Source organism: Calidifontimicrobium sp. SYSU G02091 (assembly GCF_022631395.1).
GTDB classification, from domain to species: domain Bacteria; phylum Pseudomonadota; class Gammaproteobacteria; order Burkholderiales; family Burkholderiaceae_C; genus Calidifontimicrobium; species Calidifontimicrobium sediminis.
Window position 1 is genome coordinate 1 of record NZ_JALBGB010000006.1, and the last position, 24,877, is coordinate 24,877.

General features: G+C 72.5%; 26 protein-coding genes. 13 read left to right on the forward strand and 13 right to left on the reverse strand.

Going from position 1 to position 24,877, the window contains the following annotated elements:
• A partial coding sequence (gene parC, locus MOJ79_RS05560) for a DNA topoisomerase IV subunit A (protein ID WP_241923235.1) occupies positions 1–1,648 on the reverse strand: 1,648 nt, incomplete at its 3' end.
• Between the two features lie 36 nt (positions 1,649–1,684).
• Positions 1,685–2,566: a LysR family transcriptional regulator gene (locus MOJ79_RS05565; protein WP_241923236.1), complete on the reverse strand. Its 882-nt coding sequence runs from the start codon at positions 2,564–2,566 to the stop codon at positions 1,685–1,687.
• Positions 2,567–2,669: 103 nt separating this feature from the next.
• Here MOJ79_RS05565 and MOJ79_RS05570 point away from each other — a divergent pair, with 103 nt between their 5' ends.
• Positions 2,670–3,641, forward strand: a complete 972-nt coding sequence (locus tag MOJ79_RS05570) for a sodium-dependent bicarbonate transport family permease (RefSeq protein ID WP_241923237.1) — start codon at positions 2,670–2,672, stop codon at positions 3,639–3,641.
• Here MOJ79_RS05570 and MOJ79_RS05575 read toward each other — a convergent pair.
• The 4 genes from MOJ79_RS05575 to MOJ79_RS05590 form a co-directional block, all read right to left on the reverse strand.
• Positions 3,624–5,267 carry a long-chain fatty acid--CoA ligase gene (locus MOJ79_RS05575; protein ID WP_241923238.1) on the reverse strand — a complete coding sequence of 548 codons (1,644 nt, stop codon included), beginning with the start codon at positions 5,265–5,267 and terminating at the stop codon, positions 3,624–3,626. The two genes, MOJ79_RS05570 and MOJ79_RS05575, sit on opposite strands and share 18 nt — an antisense overlap.
• Positions 5,268–5,370: 103 nt before the next feature.
• On the reverse strand, positions 5,371–7,239 hold the full coding sequence (locus MOJ79_RS05580) for a DNA topoisomerase IV subunit B (protein WP_442863099.1): 1,869 nt from the start codon (positions 7,237–7,239) through the stop codon (positions 5,371–5,373).
• 161 nt (positions 7,240–7,400) lie between these two features.
• The gene (locus tag MOJ79_RS05585; protein WP_241923240.1) at positions 7,401–7,946 is read right to left on the reverse strand and encodes an SRPBCC family protein; all 546 of its coding nucleotides are present in this window, start codon (positions 7,944–7,946) and stop codon (positions 7,401–7,403) included.
• A gap of 31 nt (positions 7,947–7,977) precedes the next feature.
• Positions 7,978–8,952, reverse strand: a complete 975-nt coding sequence (locus tag MOJ79_RS05590) for a YncE family protein (protein WP_241923241.1) — start codon at positions 8,950–8,952, stop codon at positions 7,978–7,980.
• A gap of 83 nt (positions 8,953–9,035) precedes the next feature.
• On the opposite strand from MOJ79_RS05590, the gene MOJ79_RS05595 reads away from it, so the two are divergent.
• From MOJ79_RS05595 to MOJ79_RS05615, 6 genes are all read left to right on the forward strand, one after another.
• Positions 9,036–10,253, forward strand: a complete 1,218-nt coding sequence (locus MOJ79_RS05595) for an MFS transporter (protein ID WP_241923242.1) — start codon at positions 9,036–9,038, stop codon at positions 10,251–10,253.
• A 3-nt stretch (positions 10,254–10,256) separates the two neighbouring features.
• Positions 10,257–10,379 carry a hypothetical protein gene (locus tag MOJ79_RS18950; protein ID WP_259374343.1) on the forward strand — a complete coding sequence of 41 codons (123 nt, stop codon included), beginning with the start codon at positions 10,257–10,259 and terminating at the stop codon, positions 10,377–10,379.
• Complete coding sequence (locus MOJ79_RS05600) at positions 10,379–10,930, forward strand: class I SAM-dependent methyltransferase (protein WP_241923243.1); 552 nt, start codon at positions 10,379–10,381, stop codon at positions 10,928–10,930. Before MOJ79_RS18950 ends, MOJ79_RS05600 begins: the two co-directional genes overlap by 1 nt.
• Positions 10,931–11,003: 73 nt before the next feature.
• On the forward strand, positions 11,004–11,885 hold the full coding sequence (dapA, locus tag MOJ79_RS05605; protein ID WP_241923244.1) for a 4-hydroxy-tetrahydrodipicolinate synthase: 882 nt from the start codon (positions 11,004–11,006) through the stop codon (positions 11,883–11,885).
• Between the two features lie 89 nt (positions 11,886–11,974).
• The gene (bamC, locus tag MOJ79_RS05610) at positions 11,975–13,135 is read left to right on the forward strand and encodes an outer membrane protein assembly factor BamC (protein WP_241923245.1); all 1,161 of its coding nucleotides are present in this window, start codon (positions 11,975–11,977) and stop codon (positions 13,133–13,135) included.
• Positions 13,136–13,151: 16 nt separating this feature from the next.
• Entirely contained in the window at positions 13,152–13,931 is a 780-nt protein-coding gene (locus MOJ79_RS05615; protein WP_241923246.1) for an MBL fold metallo-hydrolase, read from the forward strand.
• A gap of 92 nt (positions 13,932–14,023) precedes the next feature.
• On the opposite strand, the gene MOJ79_RS05620 is transcribed toward MOJ79_RS05615, so the two are convergent.
• From MOJ79_RS05620 to MOJ79_RS05630, 3 genes are all read right to left on the reverse strand, one after another.
• On the reverse strand, positions 14,024–14,281 hold the full coding sequence (locus tag MOJ79_RS05620; protein WP_119291087.1) for a hypothetical protein: 258 nt from the start codon (positions 14,279–14,281) through the stop codon (positions 14,024–14,026).
• A gap of 116 nt (positions 14,282–14,397) precedes the next feature.
• Positions 14,398–14,889: a hypothetical protein gene (locus MOJ79_RS05625; RefSeq protein WP_241923247.1), complete on the reverse strand. Its 492-nt coding sequence runs from the start codon at positions 14,887–14,889 to the stop codon at positions 14,398–14,400.
• Positions 14,886–15,971, reverse strand: coding sequence for a JmjC domain-containing protein (locus MOJ79_RS05630; RefSeq protein ID WP_241923382.1), 1,086 nt, complete (start codon positions 15,969–15,971; stop codon positions 14,886–14,888). Before MOJ79_RS05630 ends, MOJ79_RS05625 begins: the two co-directional genes overlap by 4 nt.
• A 104-nt stretch (positions 15,972–16,075) precedes the next feature.
• Between MOJ79_RS05630 and MOJ79_RS05635 the strand changes: the two genes are divergently transcribed.
• Entirely contained in the window at positions 16,076–16,597 is a 522-nt protein-coding gene (locus MOJ79_RS05635) for an FKBP-type peptidyl-prolyl cis-trans isomerase (RefSeq protein WP_241923248.1), read from the forward strand.
• A 15-nt stretch (positions 16,598–16,612) separates the two neighbouring features.
• A complete protein-coding gene (locus MOJ79_RS05640; RefSeq protein WP_241923249.1) occupies positions 16,613–17,239 on the forward strand; it encodes a LysE family translocator in 627 nt (208 codons plus the stop codon).
• A gap of 6 nt (positions 17,240–17,245) precedes the next feature.
• On the opposite strand, the gene dut is transcribed toward MOJ79_RS05640, so the two are convergent.
• Together dut and coaBC are read right to left on the reverse strand one after the other, a co-directional pair.
• On the reverse strand, positions 17,246–17,695 hold the full coding sequence (dut, locus tag MOJ79_RS05645) for a dUTP diphosphatase (protein ID WP_241923250.1): 450 nt from the start codon (positions 17,693–17,695) through the stop codon (positions 17,246–17,248).
• On the reverse strand, positions 17,692–18,942 hold the full coding sequence (coaBC, locus tag MOJ79_RS05650) for a bifunctional phosphopantothenoylcysteine decarboxylase/phosphopantothenate--cysteine ligase CoaBC (protein ID WP_241923251.1): 1,251 nt from the start codon (positions 18,940–18,942) through the stop codon (positions 17,692–17,694). The genes dut and coaBC overlap by 4 nt, the downstream gene beginning before the upstream one ends.
• 214 nt (positions 18,943–19,156) lie before the next feature.
• Here coaBC and MOJ79_RS05655 point away from each other — a divergent pair, with 214 nt between their 5' ends.
• The 3 genes from MOJ79_RS05655 to MOJ79_RS05665 are packed head-to-tail and all read left to right on the forward strand — an operon-like array spanning position 19,157 to position 22,027.
• Positions 19,157–19,666 carry a GbsR/MarR family transcriptional regulator gene (locus tag MOJ79_RS05655; protein ID WP_210757029.1) on the forward strand — a complete coding sequence of 170 codons (510 nt, stop codon included), beginning with the start codon at positions 19,157–19,159 and terminating at the stop codon, positions 19,664–19,666.
• 13 nt (positions 19,667–19,679) lie between these two features.
• Entirely contained in the window at positions 19,680–21,035 is a 1,356-nt protein-coding gene (locus tag MOJ79_RS05660; RefSeq protein ID WP_241923252.1) for a cytochrome ubiquinol oxidase subunit I, read from the forward strand.
• Positions 21,032–22,027, forward strand: a complete 996-nt coding sequence (locus tag MOJ79_RS05665; protein ID WP_241923253.1) for a cytochrome d ubiquinol oxidase subunit II — start codon at positions 21,032–21,034, stop codon at positions 22,025–22,027. Before MOJ79_RS05660 ends, MOJ79_RS05665 begins: the two co-directional genes overlap by 4 nt.
• Before the next feature lie 27 nt (positions 22,028–22,054).
• Here the strand turns inward: MOJ79_RS05665 and MOJ79_RS05670 are convergent, their stop codons facing one another.
• Positions 22,055–22,837 (reverse strand): UPF0149 family protein, encoded by a 783-nt coding sequence (locus MOJ79_RS05670; RefSeq protein WP_241923254.1) that lies wholly within the window; start codon positions 22,835–22,837, stop codon positions 22,055–22,057.
• Positions 22,838–22,867: 30 nt separating this feature from the next.
• Here MOJ79_RS05670 and MOJ79_RS05675 point away from each other — a divergent pair, with 30 nt between their 5' ends.
• Positions 22,868–23,668 (forward strand): ChaN family lipoprotein, encoded by an 801-nt coding sequence (locus tag MOJ79_RS05675; protein ID WP_241923255.1) that lies wholly within the window; start codon positions 22,868–22,870, stop codon positions 23,666–23,668.
• A gap of 6 nt (positions 23,669–23,674) precedes the next feature.
• Here the strand turns inward: MOJ79_RS05675 and MOJ79_RS05680 are convergent, their stop codons facing one another.
• Positions 23,675–24,850 (reverse strand): galactosyldiacylglycerol synthase, encoded by a 1,176-nt coding sequence (locus MOJ79_RS05680; RefSeq protein ID WP_241923256.1) that lies wholly within the window; start codon positions 24,848–24,850, stop codon positions 23,675–23,677.
• Positions 24,851–24,877: the final 27 nt, after the last annotated feature.

Genomic DNA, 24,877 nt, shown 5'->3' on the forward strand with positions numbered 1-24,877 from the left:
GCGTCGCGGTGTCGACCTCGTGGCCCTTGAGCGCCCTCACCCAGCCTTTGCGGCTCGCGACGACCGTCACCGGCTCGTCGATCACCTTCACTTCGGCCACTGCGCGCCGGTCGGCCTGGATCAGCGTGCGACGCGCGTCGCCGTACTGCTTCGCGTCGGCCTCGATCTCCTTGATCAGCGTGCGCTTGAGCGCCGCCGGGCTGCCGAGGATCTCGTCGAGCTTCTTCTGCTCGTCGCGCAGGTCCTTGAGCTCCTGCTCGATGCGGATCGCCTCGAGCCGCGCGAGCTGGCGCAGCCGGATCTCGAGGATGTCCTCGGCCTGGCGGTCGGTCAGCTTGAAGCGCTCGATCAGCGCCGGCTTCGGCTCGTCGGCGTTGCGGATGATGCGGATCACCTCGTCGATGTTCAGCAGCACGAGCTGCCGGCCTTCGAGGACGTGGATGCGGTCGAGCACCTTGGCCAGGCGGTGGCGGGTGCGCCGCTCGACGGTGGCGCGGCGAAAGCCGATCCACTCCGTGAACACCTGGCGCAGGCCCTTCTGCGTCGGCCGCCCGTCGGCGCCGACCATCGTCAGGTTCACCGGCACGCTGGTCTCGAGGCTGGTGTGCGCGAGCAGCGTGTTGACGAGCTCGTGCGGGTCGACGCTGCGGCTCTTCGGCTCGAACACGAGGCGCACCGGCGCGTCCTTGCTGCTCTCGTCGCGCACCGCGTCGAGCACCGCGAGCACGGTCTGCTTGAGCTGCACCTGCTCCTGCGTCAGCGCCTTCTTGCCCGCCTTGACCTTGGGGTTGGTCAGCTCCTCGATTTCCTCGAGCACCTTCGCCGCGCTCGTGCCCGGCGGCAGTTCGGTGACGACGAGCTGCCACTGGCCGCGCGCGAGGTCCTCCGTCGTCCAGCGCGCGCGCACCTTCAGGCTGCCGCGCCCGCTCGCGTACGCGTCGCGGATCTCGGCCGGCGTGCTGATGACCTGCCCGCCACCGGGGAAGTCGGGGCCGGGCAGCAGCGCGAACAGCTCGTCGTCGGGCAGCTTCTCGTCGCGGATCAGCGCCACCGCGGCGGCGGCCACTTCGCGCAGGTTGTGGCTCGGCACCTCGGTGGCCAGCCCCACGGCGATGCCGCTCGCGCCATTGAGCAGCACGAAAGGCAGCCTCGCCGGCAGCAGGCGCGGCTCGTCGGTCGAGCCGTCGTAGTTCGGCACGAAGTCGACGGTGCCTTCGTCGAGTTCGTCGAGCAGCAGCCGCGCGATGGGCGCCAGCCGCGCCTCGGTGTAGCGCATCGCCGCCGCGCCGTCGCCGTCGCGGCTGCCGAAATTGCCCTGGCCGTCGATCAGCGGGTAGCGCTGGCTGAAGCCCTGCGCCATGCGCACGAGCGCGTCGTACGCGGCGGTGTCACCGTGCGGGTGGAACTTGCCGAGCACGTCGCCGACGACGCGCGCGCTCTTGACCGGCTTGGCGCCCGCGGCCAGGCCCATGCGCTGCATTGCGTACAGGATGCGGCGCTGCACCGGCTTCTGGCCGTCGCACACGTCGGGCAGCGCGCGGCCCTTGACGACCGACAGCGCGTATTCGAGGTAGGCGCGCTCGGCGTACTCGGCCAGCGCGAGCGATTCCGCCGGCTCGGCCGGCGGCGGGGACAACAGGTCGGGCATGGCAGCGGGGCGATTCGCGAAGCGCGCGATTCTGACTCAGCCCGCGGCGAGCAGCTCGCGCAGCAGCGGGTGCGGATAACGGCGCTGCACGGTGATGGCGTAGAACGTTTCCTCGATCGACGGAATCGAACAGCGCTCGACGAGAACGCCTTGCGCCAGCTCGTCGTGCACGACGACCGGCGGCACGAGCGCGAGCACGCCGGTCTCGCGTGCGAGCAGGCGCAGCATCGCCATGTCGTCGACCTCGGCCAGCACGCGCGGGCGCACGCCCGCTGCCTCGAGCGCCAGATCGAACGCCGAGCGGTAGCCGCTCGACTCGCCGGGCAGGACGAGCGGCTGGTCGTGCAGGTCGTGCGGGAAGCGCAGCGCGACCTCGGTGCGCCCGCGCGGCTTGCGCGACACGAGGCTCACCGGCTGGCGCGCGATCAGCCGGCTGCGCCAGCCGCTCGCGCGGTCGCCGGGAACCGGCTCGTTGGTCAGCACGACGTCGAGCGCGTGCGCACCCAGCTGCACCAGCAGCTCGCGCAGCCGCCCGGCGTGCAGGTGCACGCGCACGTCGTCGCGCCCGAGCAGCGGGCGCAGCCACGCGAGCTGGAAGTTGCGCGACAGCGTCGCCACCGCCCCCACGTGCAGCACCGGCACGGCCGCGCGCGGGCGGCCCTTGAGCGTGCCGACCAGCTCGTCGCCGGCCTTGAAGATCGTGTCGGCGTGGTCGAGTGCGATGCGCCCGGCCTCCGTCAGCACGAGGCGGCGCTGCCGCCGCTCGAACAGCGGCTGCCCGAGCCGCTCCTCGAGCTGGCGCAGCTGGATCGACAGCGCCGACGGCGAGACGTGCAGCTCCTCGGCCGCGCGCGTCAGGCTGCGCCGGTGCGCGATGACCCAGAAGTAGCGCAGGTGGTGGAAGTTCAGTTCGGCCATCCGCTCAGTTTGATGCAGTCGAACGACTTGTGCCAAACGTTGAACTGGACGAGCCGTGGGCCGGTTCCTAGCATCGCGACCCAGTGTCGACCTGGAGCCCCGCATGCCCGGCCTGGACCTGCTGCTCGCAAACCTGCTGCAACCGATCGTGCTCGCCTTCGTGCTCGGCGCCGTGGCCGGCTTCGTCAAGAGCGAGCTCGAGCTGCCCGACGCGGTGATCAAGCTGCTGTCGATCTACCTGCTGTTCTCGCTCGGCCTGACCGGCGGGCGCGAGCTCGCGCAGGCCGAGATCGGCGCCGTGCTGCCGCTGCTGGCGATCACGCTGCTGATGACGTTCGCGATCCCGACCGCGGCCTACGTCGTCGCGCGCCGGCTCGGCCGCTTCGACGTGTCGAACGCGGCGGCGATCGCGGCGCACTACGGGTCGGTGTCGACGGCGACGTTCTTCTCCGCCATTGCGTTCGCCGCGGCGATGGGCACGCCGGCCGAAGGCTACATGGCGGCGATGGTCGCGCTGATGGAGTTCGGCGTCGTCTATTCGCTGGCGCTGGCGCGCTTCGCGATGGGCCGCGCCAGCGGTGGCGTGCAGCCCGGCGCGCTCGTGCTCAGCGTGGTGCGCGGGCGCGGCATCCTGCTGCTGGCCGGCGGCATGGCGATCGGCGCGCTCGCCAGTGACCGCCAGTGGCAGCAGATCGAGCCGTTCTACGGCGACCTCTTCCGCGGGATGCTGATGCTGTTCCTGCTCGAGATGGGCATCACCGCGGCGCGGCAGATCCGGGCGTTTCGCGAGGTCGGCGCGTTCATGGCCGCGTTCGGCGTCGTGATGCCCGTCGTCCACGGGCTGGCCGGGGTCACGCTCGCGCACGCGGTGGGGCTGGGCACCGGCGCAGCGTTCGTGTTCGGCGCGATCTGCGCCAGCGCCTCGTTCATCGACGCGCCGGCCGCGTGCCGTGCGTCGCTGCCCGAGGCCAACCCCGGCATCTACCTGACGGCATCGCTCGGCGTGACCTTGCCGTTCAACCTGCTCGTCGGCCTGCCGCTGTACTACCAGTACGCGTCATGGCTGGCGCGCTGACGGCGTGGCCGCGTACCGTCGGCGCAGCTCGAGCTTGTAGAACTTGCCGGTCGACGTGCGCGGGATCGCATCGATGACCTCGATGCGGTCGGGCAGCTGCCACTTCGCGAAGCCGTGCGCGAGCAGGTGCTCGCCGAGCGCCCGCGCGTCGGCCGACTGCCCCGGCTTGAAGACGACGCACGCCAGCGGCCGCTCACCCCATTTCTCGTCGGGCACGGCGATCACGGCCGCTTCGGCCACCGCCGGGTGCGCCATCAGCGCGTTCTCGAGGTCGACGCTGCTGATCCACTCGCCGCCGCTCTTGATCAGGTCCTTCGTGCGGTCGGTGATGCGCACGAAGCCCAGTACGTCCATCGTCGCGACGTCGCCGGTGCGCAGCCAGCCGTCGGCGGTGAACTTGTCCGGCGGCGAGCCCGCGCCGTGGTAGCTGCCGGTGATGAACGGCCCGCGCACCTGGATCTCGCCCATCGTCTGGCCGTCGTGCGGCGCGTCGGTGCCGTCGTCGGTGCGCAGGCGCAGTTCGACCAGCGGCACCGGCACGCCCGCCATCGCGGCGCGGCGAAAGCGCTCGTCTTCGCTCGCGTCTTTCAGCGACGCCGTCGGGTACGAGATCGTGCACACCGGCGACGTCTCGGTCATGCCCCAGCCCTGCAGGATCCAGATGCCGTGGCGCGCGAACGCGCGGATCAGGCTCTCGGGCACCGCGGCGCCGCCCACCAGCGAGCGCATGCCGGCCGGCAGTTTCCAGCGCCCGGGCTGTTCGGTGAGCGCGCGCTCGTAGGTCTGGATCAGCGTCAGCCAGATCGTCGGCACGCCGAGCGCCAGCGTCGGCGGCTCGAGCTGCATCAGGTCGAGCAGGTCGTCGGGGTGCAGGTGCGGCCCCGGGAACACCATCTTCACGCCCATCATCACGCAGCCGTACGGGATGCCCCAGCTGTTGGCGTGGAACATCGGCGTCACCGGCAGCACGACGTCGGTACCCTTGAGGCCCCAGTAGTCCGCGAGGCTCGCGACGAGTGTGTGCAGCACCGTCGAGCGATGCGAGTAGACGACGCCCTTGCTGCGTCCCGTCGTGCCCGACGTGTAGCACATCGCCACCGGGTCGTCCTCGGCGTGCGGCGCGTAGACGAAGCCGTCGGGGTCGGCGGCGGCGAGCAGCGCCTCGTAGTCGTCGAAGCCTTCGGGCACCGGCGCCCCCGAGAACGGGAACACGATCACGCGCTCGAAGCGGTGCGCGTCGGCGAACTGCCGGTACAGCGGCAGCAGCACGTCGTCGACGATCAGGAAACGGTCGGCCGCGTCGCTGGCGATGAAGCCGATCTCGTCGGGCGACAGGCGCAGATTCAGCGTGTGCATCACGCCGCCGGCGGCCGGGATGCCGAAGTAGCACTCCAGGTGCGCGTGGTGGTTCCAGCACAGCGTGGCGACGCGGTCGCCCTTCTTCAGCCCCAGCCGCTGCAGCGCGCTGGCCAGCGCGCGCGTGCGACGGTACCACTGGCCGTAGGTGTGCGTGACGAGGCTCTTGTCGGGCCGGCGGCTGACGAGCGTGTTGTCGCGAAACAGCGTGCCGGCGCGCTCGAGCAGGTGGTTCAGCGACAGCGGCACCTGCATCATCGTCGCTTGCATCGGGCGTCTCCTCGGGTGGTGTCCCGCACCCGATTCTTCGCCCGCGGTGCCGGATGCGCCACCGGGACAACCCAGCGCCGCTGCGCCGCGCTGCGCAGGCCGGCTACACGTCGACCTCGACCGCGTCGGCGCGCAGCTCCATCAGCTCGCGCCGTGCCGCGGCCTCGCCCTTGCCCATCAGCTTGTTCAGCGTCGCCACCGTCGCGTCGAAGCCGAACGCCCCGACGCTGACCGGCAGCAGCCGGCGCGTGTCGGGGTTCAGCGTCGTCTCCCACAGCTGCTCGGCGTTCATCTCGCCCAGCCCCTTGAAGCGGCTGATCGTCCAGCTGCCTTCGCGCGCGCCTTCCTTGCGCAGCTTGTCGAGCGTGGCTTCGAGTTCGCCATCGTCGAGCGCGTAGAGCTTGGCCGCCGGCTTCTTGCCGCGCGCCGGCGCGTCGATGCGGTACAGCGGCGGGCGCGCGACGTAGACGTGACCGCGCTCGATCAGCTTCGGGAAGTGGCGGAAGAACAGCGTCAGCAGCAGCACCTGGATGTGCGCGCCGTCGACGTCGGCATCGGACAGGATGCAGATCTTGCCGTAGCGCAGGCCCGACAGGTCGGGGTCGTCGTGCGGGCCGTGCGGGTCGACACCGATCGCGACCGCAATGTCGTGGATCTCGTTGTTCCTGAACAGCAGGTCGCGCTCGACCTCCCACGCGTTGAGCCCCTTGCCGCGCAGCGGAAGCACCGCCTGCGTCTCCTTGTCGCGGCCCATCTTGGCGCTGCCGCCGGCGCTGTCGCCCTCGACGAGGAACACCTCGTTGACGCTCAGGTCGCGGCTCTCGCAGTCGGTGAGCTTGCCCGGCAGCACCGCGACGCCCGAGCCCTTCTTCTTCTCGACCTTCTGCGCCGCGCGCTGGCGCACCTGCGCCTGGCGGATCACGAGCTCGGCGAGCTTCTTGCCGACGTCGACGTGCTGGTTCAGCCACAGTTCCAGCGCAGGGCGCACGTAGCCCGACACCAGCCGCAGCGCATCGCGGCTGTTGAGCCGCTCCTTGATCTGGCCCTGGAACTGCGGGTCGAGCACCTTGGCCGAGAGCACGAAGCTCGCGCGCGAGAACACGTCGTCGCTCATCAGCTTGACGCCCTTCGGCAGCAGCGCGTGCATCTCGATGAAACCCTTGACGGCGGCGAACAGACCGTCCTTCAACCCGGCCTCGTGCGTGCCGCCGGCGACCGTCGGGATCAGGTTGACGTAGCTCTCGCGCAGCACCGCGCCCTCGTCGGTGAACGCGACGCACCACGCGGCGCCCTCGCCTTCGGCGAAGTTCTCGGTCTCGCCCTCCTCGGCGTAGTGCTCGCCCTCGAACAGCGGGATCAGCGGCTCGGCGGGCAGCGACTGCAGCAGGTAGTCGCGCAGGCCGCCCTTGTAGAGCCAGGTCTGCGTCTCGGGCTCCTTCTGGCCCGGCTTCTCGACCGTCAGCGTGACGGTCACGCCAGGCATCAGCACGGCCTTGCTGCGCAGCAGGTGCACGAGTTCGTGGCGCGGCAGCTCGACGCTGTCGAAGTACTTCGCATCCGGCCACACGCGCACCTGCGTGCCGTGGCGGCGCTCGCCCGGCTGCGCCTTGCGCACCGCCAGCGGCTGCGCGACGTCGCCGCCGGCGAAGCCGATCGTCGCCACTTCGCCGTCGCGCCACACGGTGACCTGCAGCTTCTTCGCCAGCCCATTGGTCACGCTGACGCCGACGCCGTGCAGGCCGCCCGAGAAGCTGTAGGCGCCGCCCGCGCCCTTGTCGAACTTGCCGCCGGCGTGCAGCCGCGTGAACACGATCTCGACGACCGGCACGCCTTCGTCGGGGTGCAGCCCGAACGGGATGCCGCGCCCGTCGTCGTCGACGCTGACCGAGCCGTCGGCGTGCAGCGTCACGCCGATGCGCTTGCCGAAGCCGGCGAGCGCCTCGTCGGCGGCGTTGTCGACGACCTCCTGCACGATGTGCAGCGGGTTGTCGGTGCGCGTGTACATGCCCGGGCGCTGCTTGACGGGCTCGAGGCCCTTGAGCACCCGGATCGAGGCTTCTTCGTAACGGCTGGTCTTGCTGCTGGGCATGGCGGCGGATTCTAGGGACGCCACCTGCCCGCCCGACGCGGCGCCTACTTCGCTTCGACGAGCCGCTTCAGGTTCGCCAGGCCCGTCTGGTAGACCTGCGTCACGGCCCGCACCGCCGCCTCGTCGTTCTTGTCGGGCGGCGGGTCGTTGTTCGGATGGCCGCGGTAGAACGCACCGCGCCACTCGACCACGGCCTTGCCGCCCTCGTCGCCGACCTGCAGCGTCGAGGTGTAGTTGGTCACCGGCAGCGCACCGCCGTCCTTCGCGCGGTACGCGTAGCGCATCTGCGCGTCGTCGTAGCGCTCGAGCGTCTCGATCAGCGTGCCGCCGTTCTTCAGCTTCAGCGTGCGCACCGAGCCGACCTCGTTGCCCTTGTCGGCGGGACTCTCGGCGACGTCGGGGTGCCAGTCCTTCAGCGCGTCGAAGTTCTTGATCCGCGCCCACACGGCCGCGGCCGGGGCGTCGATCACGACCTTCTCGGTCACCTTCTGCCGAGTCGGTCCGTGCGCGGCTGCGGGCACGATGGCGCCGACCGCGGCGGCCAGCGCCACGACCAGCACCGCACGGCGTGGGCGGGGGTGCATCTGCATTCGCATCGTCTCCTGATGAGTCCGTCGGGGGTCAGCGGCCGGCGGGTGCGCCGATGAACGCACCGAAGCCGCGGCTATTCTGCCCGGTGCGCACCGTCTTCAGCAGCCGGCCGCTGGCGGCGTCGAGCACGCTGAGGCTGTCGTCCATCCAGTTGACGACGAACACCTCGCGGCCGTGCGCGGCCACGCCCTCGGGGTAGCCGAAGCCGTCGAGCGTGCGCACGACCTGCAGCGTGTCCGCGGCTATCACGCTGACGGTGTCGTCGCGCTGGTTCGTCACGTACAGCAGCGCGCCGTCGGCGGTGAGCGCCGCGCCATACGGCGCCTTGCCGACCGCCACGCGCGCCACCGGCTGCAGCGTGCGCGTGTCGATGACGCTGACGTCGTCGCTGTAGACGTTGAGCACGTACAGGCGCTCACGCGCGGCGTCGAACGTGACGGCGAACGGGTGCGCACCGACGCGCACGCGCGCACGCACGCGGCGCGCGTCGAGGTCGACGACGGCGACGTGGTCGTCGTCGCGCTCGGCGACGAACGCGGTGCGGCCGTCCGGATGGACGGCGACACCGGCCGGGTAGCGCCCCACCGCGATCGCCGAGACGGGCCGCGCCGGATCGGCGACGTCGATCACGACGACGCGGTGGCCGGCCCAGTCGGTGCCGACGACGAGGCGCCCGTCGCGCGTCGCGTCGAGCCCCATCGGGCCGAAACCGGGCTCGATCGTCTCGACGACGCGCTGGCTGCGCATGTCGATGACGCTGATCGCCTGCGCGTCGGGGTGGCCGACGTAGACCCGGCCCGTCGCGCCGACGGCGACGACGCCCGCCGGCGCGCGCCGCACCGGTACGGTGGCCACCGCCTCGCGCGTCGCGAGGTCGACGACGGTGACGTCGTGGCTGCCCTGGTTCGTGACGTACGCGAACGGCGCGCCGGACGCGAATCCGGCCGGCAGGGCCGCGAGCAGAGCGACCCTCATCGCGGTCGACAGGCGGTGACGCAGGTTCATCGCACGACGATAGCAGCCTGCGCCGCGGGGCCGCCGCCGCCCGCGCCACACGGCCCGCCGCGGTCTCGGCCAGAATCGCGCCGATGACCCCTTCGACCTCGTCACCGAGGCTGTCGATGACGCAGGTGCTGCTGTGCGGCGCCGCCATCGTCACGCTGAGCATGGGCATCCGCCACGGCTTCGGGCTGTGGCTGCAGCCGATCACGATGGAGCGTGGCTGGACGCGCGAGACGTTTGCGTTCGCGCTCGCGGTGCAGAACCTTGCGTGGGGGCTGGCCGGACCGTTCGCCGGCATGCTCGCCGACCGCTTCGGCGCCTTCCGCGTGCTGATCGCCGGCGGCGTGCTGTACGCGGTCGGCCTCGTGCTGATGGCGCTGGCCACGTCGGGGCTCGCGTTCACCGGCAGCGCCGGCGTGCTGCTCGGCATGGCGCAGGCCGGCACGACGTACGCGGTGATCTACGGCGTGATCGGACGCCAGGTCGACCCGGTCAGGCGCTCGTGGGCGATGGGCGTGGCCGCTGCGGCCGGCTCGTTCGGCCAGTTCCTGATGGTGCCGGTCGAGAACTGGCTGATCGCCAGCTTCGGCTGGCAGTCGGCGCTGTTCATCCTCGGCTGCACGGCACTGGCGATCGCGCCACTGGCACTGGGCCTGCGCGAGCCGAAGGCCGCCGCGCACACCGGGCCGACGCAGACGGTCGGCGCCGCGGTGCGCGAGGCCTTCGCGTACCCGAGCTTCCGGCTGCTGATGGCGGGCTACTTCGTCTGCGGTTTCCAGGTCGTGTTCATCGGCGTGCACCTGCCGAGCTACCTGAAGGACCAGGGCATGACGCCGCAAGTGGCCACCGTCGCGCTCGCGCTGATCGGGCTGTTCAACGTGTTCGGCACCTACGCCGCCGGCGCGCTGGGCCAGCGCCTGGCCAAGCGGCACATCCTGGCGGCGATCTACTTCCTGCGTTCGGTGGCGATCGTCGCCTTCCTCGCGGTGCCGGTCTCGCCGTGGAGCGTCTACGTCTTCTCGGCCGTGATGGGGCTGCTGTGGCTGTCGACGGTACCGCCGACGAATGCGGTGGTTGCGCAGATCTTCGGCGTGCAGTACCTGTCGATGCTCGGCGGCTTCGTGTTCCTCAGCCACCAGGTCGGCTCGTTCCTCGGCGTGTGGCTCGGCGGGCTGCTGTACGACCGCACCGGCAGCTACGACGTCGTGTGGTGGATCGCGATCGCGCTCGGCGTCGCGGCCGCGGCGGTCAACCTGCCGATCCGCGAGCACCCGATTGCGCGGCCGGCGCCGGCGGGGGCCTGAGCGATGTCGCTGCGACGCGTGCTGCTGTGGGCCACGGCGCTCGCGGTGCTCGCGACGGTGTTCGCCGCGTACCTGCGCCCGCAGCTGATGCGCGACATGGCCGACTTCCTCTGGTCGTGCTTCTGATGCACGCCGGTTCGGGCCCGCATGACGCCGTGTCGCCGTGGGTGCGGCGCTGGAGCCCCCTCGTGCCCGCAGGCGCGCGCGTGCTCGACGTGGCCTGCGGCGGCGGGCGCCACGTGCGCTGGTTCGCCGAGCGCGGCTGCGCCGTGACCGCCGTCGACCGCGACGCGGCGGCGGTCGAGCCGCTGCGCGCGATCGCCCGCGTCGTCGTCGCCGACCTCGAGGCCGGCGCGTGGCCGCTGCCCGGCGAGACCTTCGACGCCGTCGTCGTCACGAACTACCTGTGGCGCCCGCTGCTGCCGACGATCGTGGCCAGCGTCGCGGCGGGCGGCGTGCTGCTCTACGAGACCTTCGCGGTCGGCAACGAAACGGTCGGCCGGCCGTCGAACCCCGACTTCCTGCTGCGCCCGGGCGAGCTGCTCACCGCGGCACAGGGTCTGCGCGTCGTGGCCTACGAGGACGGCTTCGTCGAGCCGCCGCCGCGCTTCGTGCAGCGCCTGTGCGCGGTGCGTGCCGTTGCGGCGGCGGCCGTGCCGGTGCGCTATCCGCTGTAGCGACCGGCGCGCCGCGGCACGCCGGTCGGCCTCGACCCCGCCCGGTAGAATCGTCGCACTGCGAGGATCCACCATGAGACCGATCACCGGAAGCATCGTCGCGCTCGTCACGCCGATGCACGACGACGGCCGCGTCGACTACGACGCGCTGCGTCGCCTGATCGACTGGCACGTCGCCGAAGGCACCGACTGCATCGGCGTCGTCGGCACCACGGGCGAGTCGCCGACGCTCAGCGTCGAGGAGCACTGCGAGGTGATCCGCGTCGCCGTCGAGCATGCCGCCAAGCGGGTGCCGGTGATGGCTGGCGCTGGCGCCAATTCGACCGCCGAGGCGATCGAGCTGACGCGCTTCGCGAAGAAGGTCGGCGCCGACTGCACGCTGCAGGTCGTGCCGTACTACAACAAGCCGACGCAGGAAGGCATCTACCGCCACTTCCGCGCGGTGGCCGAGGCGGTCGACCTGCCGCTGGTGCTCTACAACGTGCCCGGCCGCACGGTGGCCGACCTGCAGCACGACACGGTGCTGCGCCTCGCGCAGGTGCCGGGCATCGTCGGCATCAAGGAAGCCACCGGCGACATCGCGCGCGCGGCGTGGCTGATCCGCGAGGCGCCCGCCGGCTTCGCCGTCTACTCCGGCGACGACCCGACCGCGGTCGCGCTGATGCTGCTCGGCGGCCACGGCAACGTCAGCGTCACCGCCAACGTCGCGCCGCGCGCGATGCACGAGCTGTGCGTCGCGGCGATGGCCGGCGACGCGAAGCGCGCCACCGAGATCCACCTGTGCCTGCTGCCGCTGCACAAGCAGCTGTTCGTCGAGCCGAACCCGGTACCCGTCAAGTGGGCGCTGGCACGGCTGGGCCGCTGCGGCGGCGCGCTGCGCCTGCCGCTGGTGCCGCTCAGCGACGCCGCGCAGCCGGTGGTCGAGCGCGCGCTGCGCGACAGCGGCGTGCTGTGAGCCGCCACCGCCGCCCGCTGGCCTCGCGCGCCACGACGGCGCTTTCCGCCCCCTGCCCTGCAGGCCGCACGCACGGCCGCCCCGACCCGATGCCCGCCACCCCTTCCCGCCTCGCCCGCGCCTTGCAGCTCACCGGCCTCGTCGCCGCCGCTGCGGCGCTGACGGCCTGTTCGTCGACGGACTTCTTCAGCGGCGACAAGATCGACTACCGCAGCAGGGCCGCGAAGACCTCGCCGCTCGAAGTGCCGCCCGACCTGTCGCAGCTGTCGCGCGAAGCCCGCTACGTGCCGCAGGCCGGCAGCGTCTCGGCGACGACCTATCAGGCGGCTGCCGCACCAACCGCCCCGGCCGCCGCCGGCGCGCCGACGGTGGCCGTCGACGCACGCGGCGAGTTCCGCGTCGAGCGCAGCGGCAACGAACGCTGGCTCGTCACGTCGCTGCCGCCCGAGGCGCTGTGGGCACGGATCAAGGGCTTCTGGCAGGAGCGCGGCTTCACGATCGTCTACGAGAACGCCGACGCCGGCGTGATGGAGACCGACTGGGCCGAGAACCGCGCCAAGATCCCGCAGGACTTCATCCGCAACACGATCGGGCGTGTACTCGACGGCCTGTGGTCGACGGGCGAGCGCGACAAGTTCCGCACGCGCATCGAGCGCACCGCCGACGGCGGCAGCGAGATCTACATCAGCCACCGCGGCCTGGTCGAGGTCTACGTCGCGCCGCAGCAGGCCGAGACGAAGTGGACGACGCGCCCGAGCGATCCGCAGCTCGAGGCCGAGTTCCTGACGCGGCTGATGACTTCGCTCGGCGCCCCCGAGGCGCAGGCGCGCGCCGCGGTGGCCGAGGCGCCGCAGCGCCCCGAGCGCGCACGCGCACTCACCGGCGGGCCCGGCGCGGCGCTGCAGGTCGACGAGCCGTTCGACCGCGCGTGGCGGCGCGTGGGCCTCGCGCTCGACCGTGCCGGGTTCACCGTCGAGGACCGCGACCGCGCCGGCGGGCTGTACTTCGTGCGCTACGTCGACCCTGGCGTCGAGGCGCGCGAGTCGTCGCAGCCGGGCTTCTTCGGCCGTCTGCTGTCGCCGCTGACCGGCCGCCGCGAAGCGGCGGCCGCGCCGGTGCGCTACCGCATCGCGGTGCGCGCCGACGGTGACACGCGCACGACGGTCGCGGTGCTCGATGCGCAAGGTGCGCCGGTGGCCGACGACGTCGGTCGGCGCATCGTCGCCGCGCTCGTGCAGGACCTCAAGTAAGCGGCGCTGCGCCGCGATGCGCTTCTGCAGCCTCGGCAGCGGCAGCCGCGGCAACGCGACGCTGATCGAGGCCCGCGACGGCACGCGCGTGCTCGTCGACTGCGGCCTGTCGCTGCGCGAGCTCGGCCGCCGCGCGGCGCGCCGCGGCGTCGAAGTGGCGACGATCGACGCGGTGTTCGTCACGCACGAGCATGGCGACCACGTGGGCTGCGCGCTCGCGCTGGCGCGCCGCCACGGCACGCCGCTGTGGATGAGTGCGGGCACGCGCGACGCGATCGCCGCTGCTCTCGGCGACGCCGACGTGCCGCCGTCTCTGCGCGTGGCGCGTCACGGCGACGCGATCGCCGTCGGCGCGCTGGAACTGCGCCCGTTCGCGGTGCCCCACGACGCGCGCGAGCCGCTGCAGCTGACGGTCGGCGACGGCGCACGCCGCCTCGCACTGCTGACCGACCTCGGTTCGTTCGACGACGGGATCGAGGCGCAGGTCGCAGGCTGCGACGCCCTCCTGCTCGAATGCAACCACGACCGCGGCCTGCTCGCCGACGGCCCGTACCCGGCGTTCCTGAAGCGGCGCATCGGCGGCGACCGCGGTCACCTCGCCAACGACCAGGCCGCGGCGCTGCTGCGGCGCTGCGCGCACGGCGCGCTGCGGCACGTCGTCGCCGCGCACCTGAGCGTGCACAACAACCGCCCGGAACTGGCCGCCCAGGCCTTGGCCGACGCGCTCGGTGCCGATGCGGCGGACGTCACCGTCGCCGATGCCGACGACGGTTGCGACTGGCTGGGCTTGGCGTGACCGCGCCGCGCGACACCCGGGCATGAAAAAGCCGCCCCGCAGGGCGGCCCGTCGTGCACCGTGCCGGCGCGGGCGCCGGCACCGCGCGCCGCTTACTTGCCGACGGCCGAAGCCGCCGCGCCGACGGCCGAGGCCGCGGCGTCGGCAGCCGCGCCGACGGCCGACGCGGCGGCGTCGGCGGCGGCACCCACCGCCGAAGCGGCTTCCGACGCCGCTTCAGCCACCGGCGCCGGGGCCGGAGCCGGAGCGGCCACCGGCGCCGGAGCCGGCGCGGGGGCTTCTTCCTTCTTGCCGCACGCGGTCAGCGCGACGGCCGCGAACAGCGAGGCCAGCAGGAGCGACTTGTTCATCTTCATCCTCGAGTGTTGTGGCAGGTTGGGGATAGCCGCGGCGGGGCACGGCAGACGTGCACCAACGTGGTCAACCTGCGATTCTATCCAGATTCGGGAAATTCCTTAGAAACTTCCTACAGCCCCAGCGTCGTCGCCGCGAACGAAGGCACCGACTGCTGCTGCAGCGCATCGACGATTTCGCGCCGCTGCCGCCAGTCTTCGGCCCCATCGAACCACACGCCGCGCCAGCGCACGCGTTCGAGCACTTCGAAGCCCTGCGGCGCGCGCGCGACGAACAGCGTCGGCATCTGCGACGCGTCGACAGCGACCTCGCGCCCGAGCACGCGATGCGCCTGGTGGCGCCGCCATGCGACGAAACGCGGGTGCCGGCGCACGAGTTCGTCGAAGCCGCAGGCCAGCAGCGTGAGCTGCCGACCCGGGCGCGCGAGCCATGCGCCGAGCGCGGCGATCAGCGCCGGGGCGTCGAGCGGCCAGTCGGCGAAGTCGGCGTCGCACCACCACCACTCGACCGGCGCGCGCTCGCCGTCGGCGGCCGACGCGAGCGCGATCACGGCGGCGCGAAACGCCTGCCGGCTGTCGATCGGTGCGCGCGGGGTCTCGGTCATCGTGCCCCTCCTGCAGCTTGTGCGTCGTCGGGATGCAGCCAGCCGGCCGCGACCCAGTCGGCGACGAGCGCGGCAGCCTCGGGCGACAGGCGTGCCGTCTGCGCGGCGTCGAGACGCCCGGCGTCGGCGAGCCGGCGCAGCAGCCTTGCGTCGCGGCCGCCGGCGCGGAACGACTCGCCGTTGACGAACAGGTGCCGCGCGTCGTACAGCATGCGCGTGCGGCGGTCCAGCCGCAGGGCTTGCCCCGGCCGCCAGGCGCCGCCCGGTGCGAACCACACCTGCGGCTTCGGCTCGCTGAGCCACTCGCCCAGCGCGGCGTCGAGCCGCTGCGTCTCGCGCAGCAGCGCCTGCAGCTGCGCGCGCGCGTGCGCCGACAGCGCGGCGGGCACCTCGCCGGGCGTCGGCGTCGCGCGCTGCCCGGGGTCGCGATACAGGCGCGCGTCGTCGTCGACGCCGTCGGCCAGCCGCTGCAGCAGCTCGCGCAGCAGCTCGTCGTGCCGCGGCGCACGAAAGCCGACCGAGCACGTCATGCACTCGCCCACCGCGACGCCGTCGTGGCCCCAGCCCGGCGGCAGGTACAGCAGGTCGCCGGGCTCGAGAACCTCGTCGTGTTCGGGCGTGAAGCGGCGCAGGATCTTCAGCGGCACGCCGGGCACGAGCGACGCGTCGGCCACCGGCCCCCAGCGCCAGCGCCGCCGCCCGTGCACCTGCACGAGGAACACGTCGTACGAGTCGACGTGCGGCCCGACGCCGCCGCCGTCGGTCGCGTACGAGATCATCACGTCGTCGAGCCGCGCCTGCGGGACGAAGCGAAAGCGCGCGAGCAGCGCGTGCGCGGCGTCGACGTGCGTGTCCAGCCCCTGCACGAGCAGCGTCCAGCGCGGCTGCGCGAGCGGCGGCAGCGCGCGCCGCGGCAGCGGCCCGTGGCGCAGCGCCCAGCGCGCGCCGTCGCGCACGACGAGGCGCGACTCGACGTCGTCGCGCGCGGCCAGCGCGAACAGCGCCGCGCGCGGCAACGGCGGCGCAACGCCGGGCAGCGCCTGGCGCACCAGCAGCGGTTTCTTCTGCCAGTGGCGGCGCATGAAGGCGGCCGGGCTCAGCCCGCCGAGCAGCGGGGTCGGGGCGTCGATCGGTAGGCTCACGCGAGCATTGTCGGCGCTCGCGCGGCTTGTGCCATCATGCCTTCATGCGCATCACCGCTCCTTGCGTCGTCAGCCTCACGTGGACGCTGTCGAACGCACAGAACCAGCCCATCGACGAACTGACCGCCCCGGTCGAGTTCTTCTTCGGCGGCGACGACCTGCTGCCCCAAGTCGAAGAAGCGCTGGCCGGCCACGCCGTCGGCGACGAGGTCCGCCTGCAGCTCGAACCCCAGCACGCGTTCGGCGACTACGACCCCGCGCTGGTGTGCTTCGAGGCCCGCGCGCTGTTCCCGGACAACGTCGCGCCCGGCATGTCCTTCGAGGGCCTTCCCGAGGGCGCGACGACGCCGGGCATGCCGCGCGACCGCGTCTACACCGTCACCGAGGTCTACCCCGAGCACGTCGTGCTCGACGGCAACCACCCGCTGGCCGGCATGGCGCTGCGGCTGCACATCAAGGTGCGCGACGTGCGCGAGGCCACCGCCGCCGAGATCGAGGCGCGCAGCGTCGGCACGCCCGACGTCAGCGTGCTGCCGGTGGCGCCGTCGAGCGCGACGCGGCACTGACGCGCGCGGCCGCCAATGTCGCCCGACATCGCCTGGGGGCTGTTCCTCGCTGCGTCGCTCGCGCTGGCGATGACGCCCGGCCCCGACATGGTCTACGTCGTCTCGCGCGCGCTCGCGCAGGGGCCGCGTGCCGGCCTGGTGTCGGCCGCGGGACTGTCGGTCGGGCTGGCGGCGCACACGCTGCTGGCCGCGTTCGGCGTGTCGGTGCTGCTGCGCGCGTCCGAGACGGCGTTCGTCGCGCTGAAGGTGGCCGGCGCGCTGTACCTGCTGTGGATCGGCGTGCAGATGTGGCGCGCCGCGCCGCACCTGGACGTGCACGCCGCGCGCGACCGGCTCGACGCGGGGCGGCTGTTCTGGCAGGGCTCGCTGTCGGCGCTGCTGAACCCGAAGCTCGCGCTGTTCTTCCTCGCGTTCCTGCCGCAGTTCGTGCCGGCCGCCAGCACGACGCCGGTGGCCGACGCGGTCGCGCTCGGCCTCGCGTTCTCGGTGCTCGGCATCGGCGTGCAGGCGCTCGCGGGCCTCGCCGCCGGCCACCTCAGCGACGCGCTGCGCCGCAGCGACCGCGCGGTGCGCGCGCTGTTTCGCACCAGCGGCACGCTGATGGTCGTGCTCGGCGCGCGGCTGCTGCTCGCGCCGAAGTAGCGGCGCTCAGGCCTTGCCGGTCGAGCCGAACCCGCCCTCGCCGCGGTGCGACGCCTCGAACGACTCGACGCGGCGGAACCGCGCCTGCACCACCGGCACGATCACGAGCTGCGCGATGCGCTCGAGCGGCTCGACGACGAACGGCGCGTGGCCGCGGTTCCAGCAGCTGACCATCAGCGGGCCCTGGTAGTCGCTGTCGATCAGGCCGACGAGGTTGCCGAGCACGATGCCGTGCTTGTGGCCCAGCCCCGAGCGCGGCAGGATCAGTGCGGCCAGTCCCGCGTCGCCGATGTGGATCGCGATGCCGGTGGGGATCAGCGCCGTCTGCCCGGGGTCGAGCTTCAGCGGCGCGTCGAGGCACGCGCGCAGGTCCAGCCCGGCGCTGCCGGGCGTCGCGTAGGCGGGCAGCGCGTCGGCGACGCGCTCGTCGAGCACTTTCAGGTCGATCGTCGTCATGCGGCGTCCTTCGCTGGCAGGCGTTGCGCGATCTCGCGCACGAGTGCGCGCGCCAGCGCGAGCTTGGTGCCGGGGCCCATCTCGCGCTCGCCGTGCGCGTCGACGAGCAGCAGCGCGTTGTCGTCGCGGCCGAACGTTGCCGGGCCCAGGTTGCCGACGACGAGCGGCACGCCCTTGCGCACGCGCTTGTCGCGCGCGTGCTGCGCGAGGTCGTGGCTCTCGGCGGCGAAGCCGACGCAGTACGGCGCGTTCGGCAGCCGCGCGACGGCGGCGAGGATGTCGGGGTTGGCGGCCATCGCGACCGTCGGCGCGTCGTGGCCGTCGGACTTCTTCAGCTTGCGCTCGGCGGCCTGCGCCGGGCGCCAGTCGGCCACCGCCGCGGTGGCGACGAATACGTCGTGGCCCGGCGCGAGCGGCAGCACCGCGTCGTGCATCTGCTGCGCAGTACGCACGTCGAGGCGCCGCACGCCGCGTGGCGTGGGCAACGCGACCGGCCCGACCACCAGCGTCACCTCGGCGCCCGCCTCGGCCGCCGCGCGCGCGATGGCGAAGCCCATCTTGCCGCTCGACAGGTTGGTGATGCCGCGCACCGGGTCGATCGGTTCGTAGGTGGGCCCGGCGGTCACGAGCACCTTGCGCCCGGCGAGCACCTTCGGCTGAAAGAACGCGATCACGTCGTCGCGGATCTCGTCGGGCTCGAGCATGCGCCCGTCGCCGACTTCGCCGCAGGCCTGGTCGCCGCTCGCGGGGCCGAGCACGACGGCGCCGTCGGCGGCGATCTGCGCGACGTTGCGCTGCGTCGCCGGGTGCGCCCACATCTCGCGGTTCATCGCCGGCGCCACCAGCAGCGCGCAACGCCCGATCGGCCGCGCGAGGCAGGCGAGGCTGAGCAGGTCGTCGGCGCGGCCCTGCGCGAGCTTCGCGATGAAGTCGGCGCTGGCCGGCGCGACGAGCACCGCGTCGGCCTCGCGCGTCAGGTTGATGTGCGCCATGTTGTTCGGCGCGCGCGCGTCCCAGGGGCTCGTGTAGACGGCGCGGTTGCTCAGCGCCTGCATCGTCACCGCGGTGATGAACTGCTCGGCGGCCTCGGTCATCACGACCTGCACCGTCGCGCCGGCCTTCACGAGCTCGCGCGTGAGCTCGGCGGCCTTGTAGCAGGCCACACCGCCGGTCAGGCCGAGGACGAGGTGGCGGCCGGCGAGGTCGCCGGCGGCGTCGGCAGGGGTGGCGCCCGGCGAGTCGCTCATGGTGGCGCGCAATGTACCCCAGGCCGCCACGGCGGCCGGCCCGGCGCCGCCATGCCGCCGGCGGCCCGCCGCCAACGACGCTACAAAGACCACAATTTTCAGCAATTTCTGAAACTCGCAACAATCGCCGAGTCGTCGCTCGACACCTGCCCCGGAACCCGCCGTGACCCACCTGACCCCACTCGTGCGCAGCTTCGTCGCCCACTTCGGCGAGATGGGCAGTCGCTGGGGCATCAACCGCACCGTGGGCCAGATCTACGCGCTGATCTTCGTGTCGCCGACGCCGCTGAACGCCGACGACATCGCGACGAAGCTGGAGTTCAGCCGCAGCAACGTCAGCATGGGGCTCAAGGAACTGCAGGCGTGGCGGCTCGTGACGCTGCGCCACCTGCCCGGCGACCGCCGCGAATACTTCGAGGCCCCGCACGACGCGTGGGAGGTCTTCCGCACGCTCGCCGAGGAGCGCCGCCGGCGCGAGATCGAGCCGACGCTGTCGATGCTGCGCAACGCGCTGCTCGAGGAGCCCACCGACGAGGCCGACCGCATCGCGCAGGAGCGCATGCGCGGTATGCACGAGCTGATCGAGCTGATGATGACTTGGTTCGACGACGTGCAGCGACTCGACCGCCGCACGCTCGAGCAGCTGATGGCGATGGGCGCCAAGGTGCAGCGCCTGCTCGAGTTCAGCGGCAAGGTCAAGGGCGCGGTCGCGCTCAAACCCTGAGAGGACGACGACGATGGACGCCCTGATCCTGGCGCGCATGCAGTTCGCCGCCAACATCACGTTCCACATCCTGTTCCCGACGATCACGATCGCGCTGGGCTGGACGCTGCTGTTCTTCCGCTGGCGCTGGATCGCGACGCGCGACGACGCGTGGCTCGGCGCCTACCGCTTCTGGACCAAGGTGTTTGCGCTCAGCTTCGCGCTCGGCGTCGTCAGCGGCATCGTGATGAGCTTCCAGTTCGGCACCAACTGGCCGGGCTTCATGGAGCGCGTGGGCAACATCGCCGGCCCGCTGCTCGGCTACGAGGTGCTGACCGCGTTCTTCCTCGAGGCGACGTTCCTCGGCGTGATGCTGTTCGGCCACGGCCGCGTCAGCGAACGCGTGCACCTGCTGGCCACGTTCCTCGTCGCCCTCGGCACCACGCTGAGCGCGTTCTGGATCCTGAGCCTCAACTCGTGGATGCACACCCCGGCCGGCTTCGAGATCCGCGACGGCGAGTTCTTCGTGCTTTCATGGCTCGAGGTCGTGTTCAACCCGTCGTTCCCGTACCGGCTCGCGCACATGCTGCTCGCCTCGGGGCTGACGGTGGCGTTCCTGCTCGCCGGCGTCAGCGCGTGGCAGGTGCTCAAGGGCAAGGCCAACGTCGCGACGCCGAAGGTGCTGCGCGCCGGCCTGACGCTCGGCGCGGTGCTGATCCCGGTGCAGATCCTCGTCGGCGACCTGCACGGCCTGAACACGTTCGAGCATCAGCCGCAGAAGGTCGCGGCGATGGAAGGCGTCTGGCAGACCGAGCGCGGCGCGCCGCTGCTGCTGTTCGCGTGGCCCGACGAGGCCGCGCGCGAAAACCGCTTCGAGATCGGCATCCCGAAGGGCGCGAGCCTGATCCTCACGCACGAGCCCGACGGCGAGATCCGCGGGCTCGACGAGTTCGTCGGCTCGCACCCGCCGGTGGCGCCGGTGTTCTTCGGCTTTCGCATCATGGTCGGCACCGGGCTCTTGATGCTCGCGGCGAGCTGGGCCGGGCTGTGGTGGTACCGCCGCCGCGGCTGGGTCGCCGAGCGGCTGCCGCGGCCGCTGCTGGGCGCGCTGGCGTTGATGAGCTTCTCGGGCTGGGTGGCCACCGTCGCCGGCTGGTACGTCACCGAGATCGGCCGCCAGCCGTACATGGTCTACGGGCTGCTGCGCATCGACGAGGTCGCCTCGCGCGTGCCGGCGCCGATGATCGCGCTGACGCTGGCGCTGTACGTCACGGTCTACCTGGCGCTCGTCGTCGCCTACGTCGCCGTGATCCGGCACATGGCGGCCAAGCCGCTGGACCTGCCGGCGCCGCCGGCGCCGAAGGCCGTGCCCGCCGGGAGCGCCGCATGAGCTGGGCCGAGTCGCTGCCGATCGTCTTCCTCGGCCTGATGGGGGTCGCGATGCTGGCCTACGTCGTGCTCGACGGCTACGACCTCGGCGTGGGCCTGCTGCTGCACCGCGCGACCGACGCCGAGAAGGACACGATGATCGCCAGCATCGGCCCGTTCTGGGACGCCAACGAGACCTGGCTCGTGCTCGGCGTCGGCATCCTGCTGATCGCGTTCCCGAAGGCACACGGCATGGTGCTGACCGCGCTGTACCTGCCGGTGGCGCTGATGCTCGTCGGCCTGATCCTGCGCGGCGTCGCGTTCGACTTCCGCGCCAAGGCGCACGACGAGCACAAGCCGCTGTGGAACTTCGCGTTCTTCGCCGGCTCGGGACTCGCCGCAGCGTCGCAGGGCTGGATGCTCGGGCGCTACATCACCGGCTTCGCACCGGGCTGGGAATACACGCTGTTCGCCGCCGTCATCGCGCTGCTGCTGCCGGCGGCCTACGTGCTGCTCGGTGCCGGCTGGCTGATCATGAAGACCGACGGCGCGCTGCAGAAGCGCGCGGTGCGCTGGGCCAAGCTGGCGTGGCCGCCGCTGGTGCTGGGCATGGGCCTGATCTCGGTCGCGACGCCGTGGGTCAGCGAGACGGTGCGCGCGAAGTGGTTCGCGCTGCCGGCCTTCATCGCACTGATGCCGATCCCGCTGGCCACGCTCGTCGCGCTGGCCGGCGTGCGCTGGGTGCTCGACTCGCCGCGCGTGCTCGGCCGCTGGTGCTGGGCACCGTTCGCCGGCACCGTCGCGGTGTTCGTACTCGGCGCCGTCGGGCTCGCCTACAGCCTGTTCCCGTACGTCGTGATGGACCGGCTGACGATCTGGCAGGCCGCCAGCGCGCCCGAGTCGCTCGCCGTGATCCTGATCGGCTGCGCCGTCACGGTGCCGGCGATCGTCGGCTACACCGTGTTCTCGTACCGCGTGTTCTGGGGCAAGGCGCAGCCGCTGTCGTACGGCTGACGCCGGCGCGATACCGTGGCCGGGCGCTCAGTGCAGCGTCGCGGCGCCGCAGCACTTCTTGTACTTCTTGCCGCTGCCGCAGGGGCACGGGTCGTTGCGGCCCGGCTTCGGCGCAACGCGCACCGTCTCGGGCCGCGGTGCGTGGTCCAGCCAGTACACGCGCAGGTCCTGCACCGCGTAGCAGGCCTCGTCGATCAGGTCGTCGCGGTCGAGCGTCTGGCCGGGGTAGTGCTCGGCGAGATACTGCGCGAGTTCGGCCTCGCCGAGCGTCAGCGCGACGACGCCCATCAGCGCGTCGCCGTAGAAGCGGCCGTCGTCGGTCGATACGTCGGGCTCGGGCCAGTCCTGCGCGAAAGCCTGTGTCGCATCGAGGAAGCCCTCGGCCCAGATGGCGCCAGTGGGCGGCAGCCGCGCGATGTCGGCCTCCCTCAACGCGCATTCGGCGAGCAGGCGCGCGCGCGACTCGTCGCCGAGGTCGGACATCAGCGGCGCGAGCCGCAAGCGGTCGGGCTCGTCGAGCAGCGCCTCGGGGTCGAGCTGGCGCGCGACCACGTTCCAGCGGCCCATCAGCGCAGCCATCGCCTGGCGCACGTCGTCGGGATCGGCGAAGGTGCGCTCGAACGCGTCGCCGAACATCGCCGGCAGCCACTCGCTGGGCATCACGGTGCGCGGGCCGGCGAGCAGCGCCGTCATGAAGCCGTCGACCCACTCGAGCGAGACGTCGAGGTTGAAGCCCGCGAGCCGCTCGCACACGGTCTCGAGCGCGTCGATCTCGGCTTCGGAACTGGTCGGTGGCGGGGGCGTCGTCATGGTCGACAGTGTCGCAGGTATGCTGGCTGCATGCACCGCCCGACCCCACGCCGTCCACCGCTGCGTCCGACGCATCTTGCGATCGCCACCGCGCTCGCGGGGATCCTCGCCGCGGCCTCGCCTGTGGCCCCGGCCGCCGTGCTGATCTTCGGCGAACAGCACGACCAGCCCGACCAGCAGCGCCAGGTCGCCGACGAGGTGCGCGACCGCGCCGCGGCCGGCACGCTGGCCGCCGTCGTGCTCGAAATGGCTGACCGCGGCCGCGACACGCGCGGCCTGCCGCCCGACGCGGGCGAGGCGCAGGTGCGCGAGGCGCTCGCGTGGAACGGCTGGCCGTGGGAGGCCTATTCCGCGGTCGTGATGAACGCCGTGCGCGCGCGCGTGCCGGTGCACGGCGGCAACCTGCCGCGCGGCGCGATGCGCGACGCGATGCGCGACGAGACGCTCGACGCGCAGGTCGCCGACGGCGTGCGCGCGCTGCTCGCGCGCGAGGTGCGCGACGGCCACTGCGGGATGCTGCCGGCGAGCCAGGAACCGGGCATGGTGCGCATCCAGATCGCGCGCGACCGCGCGATGGCAGACACCGTCGCCGCGCTGGCCGCCGACGCCGGCGGCCGCGACGTGCTGCTGCTCACCGGCGCGCAGCACGCGTCGCGCGACCGCGGCGTACCGCTGCACCTGCCGCCGGCGCTGCCGCTGCGCGTCGTGATGTTCGGCGAGCCGGTCGCGGGCCTCGTCGCCGACGAATGGCGCGCGGCCGCCGTCACGCCGCGGCCCGACGCGTGCGAGCAGATGCGCGAGCAGCTGCGGCGGCGCGAAGGCGGCCGCTGACGCGCCTCACGCGCCGCCGGCCAGCGCCGGCGCGGGCAGCGCCGCGGCAGGGCGCTCGGCCATGACCATCACGTCGTGCAGGATCTCGGGCACCTCGAACACGGCGCGGTTGTCGATGCGGCGCACCGCTGCCTGAAGTTCGGGCAGGCGCGCGACGACGTCGTCGACCGCCTCGCGCACCGTCGCGAAGCTGCGGTGCACGACGCCGACACCCTGCTCGCGCACCCACTGCGCGTTGTAGCGCTCCTGCGGCATAGTCCAGCGGTTGAGCGTGACGACGACGGGCAGCCCGCAGTGCACCGCCTCGCTGAGGCTGCCCGGCCCCGGCTTGCCGACGAAGTAGTCGCCCAGCCGCATCCAGTACGCGACGTCGGGCGTGAACTCGACGACGACGCGCGGTGAGGTGGCCGGCAGCTCGCGCAGCCGCTGTGCGAGCTCGCGGTTGTGGCCGCACATCAGGATCAGCGGCCGGTCGGCGAGCCGCCGCGCGATGCCGAGCATCGCGCGCGAGCCGTGGCCGCCGAACAGCACGACGCCCACCGGCCCGTGGCCGGCCAGGCCCAGGCGGCGGCGCTCGGCGTCGCGGTCGACCGCGGGTGGCGCGTAGAAGTCGGGGCGCAGAATCATCCCCGACGTCAGGTGCAGCTGCGGCGGCGCGTAGCCGGCAGCGCGCGCCTGCGCCAGCGCCTGCGGCGTGCCGCACACCAGGTGCTGGCGCTGCCCGGCCTCGATCCAGAACCGCGGCGGGTGGTCGGCGAGGTCGGTCATCACGGTCACGAACGGCACGCCGGGCAAGGCGCCGGCGACGCTGTCGTACAGTGCCCGATTGAAGTTAGGCACCAGCGAGACGACGAGGTCGGGCTCGGTGCGCAGCCAGTGCTGCTGCAGCGTGCGCACCAGCGTCGGGTGCGCGAGGCGGATTCCGGCCTGCAGCAGCTTGAGCTCGTGTGCGAGCCCGAGCGTCCAGCCGCGCTGCAGGCGCTTGTTGTACAGGTCCTCGGGGTCGAAGCCGGTGAGCTTGCGAAACAGCCCCTGCGGGTCGAGCACCTGCGTCAGGTTGACCAGCCGCACCGTCCACGGCCGGCGCTGCGCGCGGATCACGGCCTCGAGCGCCTGCGCGGCGGCGCGGTGGCCGCCGCCGGCGTTGAAGTACACCAGATCGACCGTCGCCTTCTTCGCCATCGCCGCCGTCCGTCGAGATGGCGGCGA

What these genes read in the sequence shown, in the direction of transcription:
- MOJ79_RS05565 (WP_241923236.1), bottom strand. Translation starts at nt 2,566, where the DNA reads ATGGCCGAACTGAACTTCCACCACCTGCGCTACTTCTGGGTCATCGCG.
- MOJ79_RS05570 (WP_241923237.1), top strand. Translation starts at nt 2,670, where the DNA reads ATGCCCGGCCTGGACCTGCTGCTCGCAAACCTGCTGCAACCGATCGTG.
- MOJ79_RS05575 (WP_241923238.1), bottom strand. Translation starts at nt 5,267, where the DNA reads ATGCAAGCGACGATGATGCAGGTGCCGCTGTCGCTGAACCACCTGCTC.
- MOJ79_RS05585 (WP_241923240.1), bottom strand. Translation starts at nt 7,946, where the DNA reads ATGCAGATGCACCCCCGCCCACGCCGTGCGGTGCTGGTCGTGGCGCTG.
- MOJ79_RS05590 (WP_241923241.1), bottom strand. Translation starts at nt 8,952, where the DNA reads ATGAACCTGCGTCACCGCCTGTCGACCGCGATGAGGGTCGCTCTGCTC.
- MOJ79_RS05595 (WP_241923242.1), top strand. Translation starts at nt 9,036, where the DNA reads ATGACCCCTTCGACCTCGTCACCGAGGCTGTCGATGACGCAGGTGCTG.
- MOJ79_RS18950 (WP_259374343.1), top strand. Translation starts at nt 10,257, where the DNA reads ATGTCGCTGCGACGCGTGCTGCTGTGGGCCACGGCGCTCGCGGTGCTC.
- MOJ79_RS05600 (WP_241923243.1), top strand. Translation starts at nt 10,379, where the DNA reads ATGCACGCCGGTTCGGGCCCGCATGACGCCGTGTCGCCGTGGGTGCGG.
- dapA (WP_241923244.1), top strand. Translation starts at nt 11,004, where the DNA reads ATGAGACCGATCACCGGAAGCATCGTCGCGCTCGTCACGCCGATGCAC.
- bamC (WP_241923245.1), top strand. Translation starts at nt 11,975, where the DNA reads ATGCCCGCCACCCCTTCCCGCCTCGCCCGCGCCTTGCAGCTCACCGGC.
- MOJ79_RS05615 (WP_241923246.1), top strand. Translation starts at nt 13,152, where the DNA reads ATGCGCTTCTGCAGCCTCGGCAGCGGCAGCCGCGGCAACGCGACGCTG.
- MOJ79_RS05620 (WP_119291087.1), bottom strand. Translation starts at nt 14,281, where the DNA reads ATGAACAAGTCGCTCCTGCTGGCCTCGCTGTTCGCGGCCGTCGCGCTG.
- MOJ79_RS05625 (WP_241923247.1), bottom strand. Translation starts at nt 14,889, where the DNA reads ATGACCGAGACCCCGCGCGCACCGATCGACAGCCGGCAGGCGTTTCGC.
- MOJ79_RS05630 (WP_241923382.1), bottom strand. Translation starts at nt 15,971, where the DNA reads ATGCGCCGCCACTGGCAGAAGAAACCGCTGCTGGTGCGCCAGGCGCTG.
- MOJ79_RS05635 (WP_241923248.1), top strand. Translation starts at nt 16,076, where the DNA reads ATGCGCATCACCGCTCCTTGCGTCGTCAGCCTCACGTGGACGCTGTCG.
- MOJ79_RS05640 (WP_241923249.1), top strand. Translation starts at nt 16,613, where the DNA reads ATGTCGCCCGACATCGCCTGGGGGCTGTTCCTCGCTGCGTCGCTCGCG.
- dut (WP_241923250.1), bottom strand. Translation starts at nt 17,695, where the DNA reads ATGACGACGATCGACCTGAAAGTGCTCGACGAGCGCGTCGCCGACGCG.
- coaBC (WP_241923251.1), bottom strand. Translation starts at nt 18,942, where the DNA reads ATGAGCGACTCGCCGGGCGCCACCCCTGCCGACGCCGCCGGCGACCTC.
- MOJ79_RS05655 (WP_210757029.1), top strand. Translation starts at nt 19,157, where the DNA reads ATGGGCAGTCGCTGGGGCATCAACCGCACCGTGGGCCAGATCTACGCG.
- MOJ79_RS05660 (WP_241923252.1), top strand. Translation starts at nt 19,680, where the DNA reads ATGGACGCCCTGATCCTGGCGCGCATGCAGTTCGCCGCCAACATCACG.
- MOJ79_RS05665 (WP_241923253.1), top strand. Translation starts at nt 21,032, where the DNA reads ATGAGCTGGGCCGAGTCGCTGCCGATCGTCTTCCTCGGCCTGATGGGG.
- MOJ79_RS05670 (WP_241923254.1), bottom strand. Translation starts at nt 22,837, where the DNA reads ATGACGACGCCCCCGCCACCGACCAGTTCCGAAGCCGAGATCGACGCG.
- MOJ79_RS05675 (WP_241923255.1), top strand. Translation starts at nt 22,868, where the DNA reads ATGCACCGCCCGACCCCACGCCGTCCACCGCTGCGTCCGACGCATCTT.
- MOJ79_RS05680 (WP_241923256.1), bottom strand. Translation starts at nt 24,850, where the DNA reads ATGGCGAAGAAGGCGACGGTCGATCTGGTGTACTTCAACGCCGGCGGC.